This is a genomic window from Paenibacillus macerans (genome assembly GCF_050565405.1).
GTDB lineage: Bacteria > Bacillota > Bacilli > Paenibacillales > Paenibacillaceae > Fontibacillus > Fontibacillus macerans_B.
Genome location: NZ_JBNYYG010000105.1, coordinates 1 through 6,054, shown reverse-complemented (window position 1 = coordinate 6,054; position 6,054 = coordinate 1). Strand labels below are relative to the sequence as shown.

General features: G+C 54.4%; 5 protein-coding genes. All 5 read left to right on the top strand.

Features of this window, described 5'->3' with window-relative positions:
- The first annotated feature begins 557 nt into the window (after window positions 1–557).
- The 5 genes from ACQ4N8_RS27860 (at window position 558) to ACQ4N8_RS27840 (ending at window position 5,902) form a co-directional block, all read left to right on the top strand.
- Window positions 558–1,919: an FAD-dependent oxidoreductase gene (locus tag ACQ4N8_RS27860; protein WP_430707624.1), complete on the top strand. Its 1,362-nt coding sequence runs from the start codon at window positions 558–560 to the stop codon at window positions 1,917–1,919.
- Window positions 1,920–2,230: 311 nt separating this feature from the next.
- Window positions 2,231–3,145, top strand: a complete 915-nt coding sequence (locus tag ACQ4N8_RS27855; protein ID WP_430707623.1) for an SDR family oxidoreductase — start codon at window positions 2,231–2,233, stop codon at window positions 3,143–3,145.
- A gap of 54 nt (window positions 3,146–3,199) precedes the next feature.
- Window positions 3,200–3,943: an SDR family oxidoreductase gene (locus ACQ4N8_RS27850; RefSeq protein WP_430707622.1), complete on the top strand. Its 744-nt coding sequence runs from the start codon at window positions 3,200–3,202 to the stop codon at window positions 3,941–3,943.
- 91 nt (window positions 3,944–4,034) lie between these two features.
- Window positions 4,035–4,637 (top strand): TetR family transcriptional regulator, encoded by a 603-nt coding sequence (locus tag ACQ4N8_RS27845; RefSeq protein ID WP_430707621.1) that lies wholly within the window; start codon window positions 4,035–4,037, stop codon window positions 4,635–4,637.
- A 431-nt stretch (window positions 4,638–5,068) separates the two neighbouring features.
- Window positions 5,069–5,902, top strand: a complete 834-nt coding sequence (locus tag ACQ4N8_RS27840; RefSeq protein WP_430707620.1) for a formate/nitrite transporter family protein — start codon at window positions 5,069–5,071, stop codon at window positions 5,900–5,902.
- Window positions 5,903–6,054: the final 152 nt, after the last annotated feature.

Below are 6,054 nucleotides of genomic sequence, written 5' to 3'. Positions count from 1 at the left end.
TCGTTAGTGACGAATTGTATTCGAAAAATCGAATACAATTTTAACGCCTGGCCGGTACCTTGTAGATTTAATGCAACGCTAGTGCCGTTTTAGGCTTTTTAGCGCCGAACGGAAGAAATTAGAGGGAGGATTTCCTTCTATTCAGGGGGAGGTCGCTGGTAACTTGGATTTAGATGGAGATTTTCCAGCTAAATCAGAAATAGCGGACGCTTCCGCCTCTCCCGCCACCACAACCACCACATCCGCTTTTGCCTCTCACCATCGACTTCCAGCGTAGCATCACGGCCCACAGGGAATCCTGATAAAGGATTGATCCGAGCTGAACGCAAAGGCTGCTTCCCTTTCTCCCCGGCTATTCACTTTAAAAATTTAAAATTGTGAATATTTAAAGAACATCCCTCCAGTCTCTTGCAATGTGAAAAATGTCACACTATAATAATGGATATAAGGTGAAACAATTCACAAATTTACCGAGTTATAAGTGATGCTTTTCACAAGAACTCAAACTAACGATGACAAAATTAAAACAAAGCAAAACTTTGGAGGAGGAAGAAATCATGAAGGTAGCAGTTATTGGATGTACTCACGCAGGCACGGCGGCGATCGTAAATACGGCAAAGCTTTATCCGGAGGCGCAAATCACCGTTTACGAACGGAACGACAACATCTCTTTCCTGTCGTGCGGCATCGCGCTGTATGTGGGGGGGATGGTCAAGGATCCGCAAGGCTTGTTCTATTCCTCGCCGCAGCAATTGGCCGAGCTTGGGGTAAACACGAAGATGCAGCATGAGGTCGTTTCGGTCGACGCGTCCGCGAAAAAGCTTCAGGCCCGCAATTTGCAAACGGGAGAGCTGTTCGAGGACACATTCGATAAGCTGATCGTCACCACCGGATCGTGGCCGATCGTACCTAAATTCGAAGGCATCGAGTTGGAGAATATTTTACTCTCGAAAAACTTCAACCACTCCAACACGATTATCGAGAAAGCGGAACAAGCGAACAACATCGTCGTGGTCGGCGCCGGCTACATCGGCGTGGAACTGGTCGAAGCGTTCCAGTTGAACGGCAAGCAGGTCACCCTGATCGACGCCGAGGAACGAATCTTGAGCAAATACCTTGATCCGGAGTATACCGGCAAGATCGAGCAATCGTTGCAGGAGCACGGCATCGAGCTGGCGCTGAGCCAGAAGGTAACGCGCTTCGAAGGCGAAAACGGCAAGGTCACGAAAGTCGTCACCGACAAAGGCACCTATAAAGCAGATCTCGTGATCATGTGCATCGGGTTCCGCCCGAATACGGAGCTGCTGAAAGGCCAGGTCGACATGTTGGAGGGTGGCGCGATCATTGTCGATGAATATATGCGCACCAGCAAGCCGGACGTGTACGCGGCGGGCGACAGCTGCGCGGTATTTTACAACCCGACGGGCCAACATGCTTATATCCCGCTTGCCACGAACGCCGTCCGCATGGGAACGCTGGTCGCCCGCAACCTGGTGGCGCCGACCGTCAGATATATGGGCACCCAGGGCACCTCGGGCATCAAGATCTATGAAGACAACATCGCCGCTACCGGCTTGACGGAAGTGGCCGCTCAGGACGCCGGAATGGAAGCCGAAGCGGTATTCATTACCGACAACTACCGTCCGGAATTCATGCCGACGCATGAGCCCGTGATGTTGAAGGTCGTATACGAGAAAAACACTCGACGCATTCTCGGCGCGCAAATCATGTCGAAGGTGGACCTGACCCAGTCGATCAACACGATGTCGGTCTGCATTCAAAACGGCATGAAAATGGAGGAGCTCGCTTTCGTCGATTTCTTCTTCCAGCCGCATTACAACAAGCCGTGGAACTTCCTGAACAGCGCAGGCCTAGGGGCGCTGCCGGAGGTGCCGAATCGCGAAGCCGTTCGCGTTTAAATCCGCCTGCATCATCCGTTAGTCCAGCGCTCTGCTCTCGAAGTCCCGCTGCCTTGGCAGCGGGACTTTTTGGCATGAAACCATCATCAATTTCATCTCGGCCGGTCCAAGGAAGGCGTTCGCTTCCTTAGGGGACCGGCTTTTTGTTTCGTTGCAACGCAGATATTGCGAGTTTGGGCCCTTTTGCCAGTCCTGCTTTTCAAGGAAAGGGAATAAGCGAATTAACGAATGACAAAAATATAAAATTGATACTTGATATCTGATATGTGTTTGTAGTATGATCAAATCATCAAAACGAGGGGATGATATAAATGAACAATGTTTCGGAAAACCAAGTCGTTCTCGTGACGGGCGCTTCCACCGGAATCGGCAATTTGACCGCCCTCGCGCTGGCCGCAGCCGGCCACACCGTATACGCCAGCATGCGCAACATCGGGGGCCGCAACGCCGGCCATGCCCATGAGTTGCTAGAGCATGGGCGCCGCAACGGCCTGGACCTGAGAGTCGTGGAGCTCGACGTGCAGTCGGAAGCTTCGGCCAAGGCCGCCGTCGCGACGATCCTGGGCGAGAAGGGCAAGCTCGACACCGTCGTGCATAACGCGGGGCACTTGTATGTCGGCTACGTTGAGGCTTTCACGCCAGAGGACATCGAGCGGCTGTTCGACGTTAATGCCATCGGCATCCAGCGGGTCAATCGCGCCGTACTCCCGCACATGCGCGAGCGCCGATCGGGAACCTTGGTTTACGTCGGCAGCACCACTTCGGTGGTGGTACCTCCCTTCATGGGCCCTTACGTGGCATCGAAGTTCGCCGCGGATGCCCTTGCCCAGGTGACCGCATACGAGGTAGGACAGTTCGGCATCGAGACCGCTATCGTCATGCCCGGTCCGTTTACCCAGGGCACCGATCACTTCCCTAACGCAAGCCGCGCCGGCGATGAAGAGCGGAACCGGGCTTACGCCGCGCTGGACCCGCTGGTGGAACGCAACGAGGAGGCTACATCTGGCTTGTTCCCGCCCGGCGTGGACGCGCATCCTAAAGCGGTGGCGGAAGAGATCGTCCGCATTCTTGCCTTGCCGGCAGGCACCCGCCCGTTCCGCAGCGTGGTCGATTTCACCGATGCGGGCGTCGAAGAGGTCAACGAAGCGGCGCGCCGGGCGCAGGAGAAATTCATCGACCGCCTGGGTTTTGGCGAGCTGCTGCACGTCAAAACCGCGCAGGAATGATGCGAAGGAAGAAAGTTGAAGATAGGCAGACTATTTATTTAGGAGGAGATTGAAATGACGGATCAATTAAACGGAAAAGTCGCTTTGGTAACGGGTGCATCGAGAGGCATGGGCCGGAACATCGCGGAGGAATTGGCGCGCCGCGGCGCGAAGGTGGTCGTGAATTACACGAGCAGCCCGGAGAAGGCGGAGGAGGTCGTTAAAGGCATTAAGGATCAGGGAGGATCAGCGGTCGCCGTTCAAGCGGACGTCAGCAAGCTCCCGGATCTGGAGAAGCTGTTTCAAAAGACGTTGGAAGCCTTCGGACGATTGGATATTTTGATCAATAACGCGGGGATTATGATTACGAAGCCGCTTCAGGACATTACCGAAGAGGATTTCGACCGGCAATACGCCATTAACGTAAAAGGCGCCTTTTTCGCCATTCAGCAGGCGGTGAAGCATATGAGCGAGGGAGGGCGCATCATCAACTTCTCGACGTCCGTGACCGGCCAAATGTTCCCGGCCTACAGCGCGTATACGGCAACCAAGGGAGCGGTGGAGCAATTGACGCGCCAATTAGCCAAGGAGCTGGGACCGAAGGGCATTACGATCAACGCGGTAGGTCCCGGTCCCGTAAATACGGAGCTATTCACGGCCGGAAAGACGCCGGAGCAAATCAAAAGCGTCGGCAGCATGAATGCCTTCGGACGATTGGCCGAGCCGGAAGACATTTCGAACGTGGTGTTGTTCCTGGTAAGTCCGGAATCCGGGTGGGTCACCGGGCAGACAATTCGCGTCAACGGTGGTTTTATCTGATCTTATAACTCACAATTGACAGAATCGTATCATTGTCATTTCGACACGATTTTGATATAGTGGGGAAAAAACGGGAAGGAGGACGGATGAAATGAGCTACGAACTGCCTTTAAGCAAAGAACAAATTTTGGATACCGCCGAGCAGGTGCTAAGGCGCTTCGGACCGGATAAAACGTCCGTGCTGGATGTTGCGCGCGCGCTGCAGGTCAGCCACGGGACGTTGTACCGGCATTTCTCCAGCAAGGCCTCGCTTCGCGAAGCGGTAACGGAACGTTGGTTGACGCGAAGCATCGTCGAACCTCTCGCGGAAATTGCGAACGGCACGGACGGGAGCTTCGTTGCCCGCTTGCGATTATGGATGGAAACATTGATTAACCTCAAGCGGACCTATGCCAACGACGATCCCGAGATGTTTGCGATGTACGCGGCCGTCACCGAGGCTGCCGCGGAAATCATCGATTCCCATTTAGAACACCTGAACGGGCAGATTGCGTCCATTCTGGAAGGAGGCATCCGTTCGGGCGAGTTCATAGCCGTGAATACCCCGGAAGCAGCCAGGGCGATTTTCCTGGCGTTCCTGCACTTTCACCATCCCGCACATTTCCGCCAATGGACGAATGAGCGGATCGACGCGGATTTCGATGCCGTTTGGAGACTGCTCTTAGGCGGAATCGCCGCGACCTCCGCAAGCTAATACGAAGCAAGCCCCAAGCCCCCTTCCGTTCTGCGCGGGAGGGGGCTTTTTAGCGAATGGGTTGCGGGGTACGGGAACTTATGCCCCTCTTGCTGCTTCATTATAAGTGTGAATAATTTCACCTTATGAAAACGTTATCGTGATCTATGTTACTTATCCCGGGCAAAGTTGCACGCTACAATAGACACGACTGAAAGACGACAAGACGACAAGACGACAAGTGAAGCTAATTAAAGTGTGAGTTCAAAAAGTCGGGTTTCCAGGACCGAGAAGGTTGGATGAAGCTAGGAAATGAGTAGCGGTGCGTAGACAGATCTACGTGAGCAACGGAAGTCCCGGCTGAATTCAAGATTCGACGTCGAGTCCCTCCCTGAACTGCTTGGTCATGGGAAGACGACTTTTTGAACAACCTCTTAAAAGGAGACAGGAACATGGCTTACTATAAACCTGCGCAAATTGCCGAAGTCACCGTCGAGAATGGCGTAAAAAAAGCGCATAATCCGCTGCTGACCGTACTCATTCTCGGTTTTCTGGGCGGGGCGTTCATCGCGCTCGGCTTTTTGCTCGATATTCGCGTGATCAGCAGCGCTCCGGCGGAATGGGGTAGCATCGCCACCTTCATCGGCGCCGCAGTATTCCCGATCGGGCTGATTCTGGTGCTCTTGGCCGGAGGCGAGCTGCTAACCGGCAACATGATGGCCGTGCCGCTGGCGCGGATGGCCAAACGAATTTCCACTGGAGAAATGTGCAAAAACCTCGTATTGATTACCTTAAGCAATTTCGTCGGCGCTTTGTTCGTCGCTTATTTTTTCGGGCATGTGGTCGGATTGACCTCCAGCGGTCCTTACCTCGATAAATTGGTCGATATGGCGGGCCATAAACTGGATGACGGCTTCCTGCAAGCGTTCGTGTCCGGCATCGGGTGCAACTGGCTGGTCGCTTTGGCCGTCTGGTTGTCCTACGGGGCCGATAACATGAGCGGCAAAATCCTCGGCATCTGGTTCCCGACGATGGCCTTCGTCGCTATCGGCTTCCAGCACGTGGTCGCCAATATGTTCCTCATCCCGGCGGCGATTTTTGAAGGATACTTCTCCTGGGGCGAATACCTGCAAAATTTCGTGCCGGTTTGGCTGGGTAATCTGACCGGCGGCGCGATTTTCGTGGCCGGCGCGTACTGGACCGCCTACCTGAAGGACAAAGGGCAAACCGCCGCAACGGCTGCCGATCATGCGGCTTCGTCCGCGCCGGCGGGCAAAACGGTATAATCCGGATTCACCGGTCGAACGGGCAAAACCGCTTCTCCATCGTGGGGGAGCGGTTTTTTGCGCTCCACGGGGTAGCGTCAAGAAGTTTGTGTAAACCAGTAGAAACATCCATCAGGAGGATGTGGTGGTGGGGGAGGAGGCCTCCTCCCCCA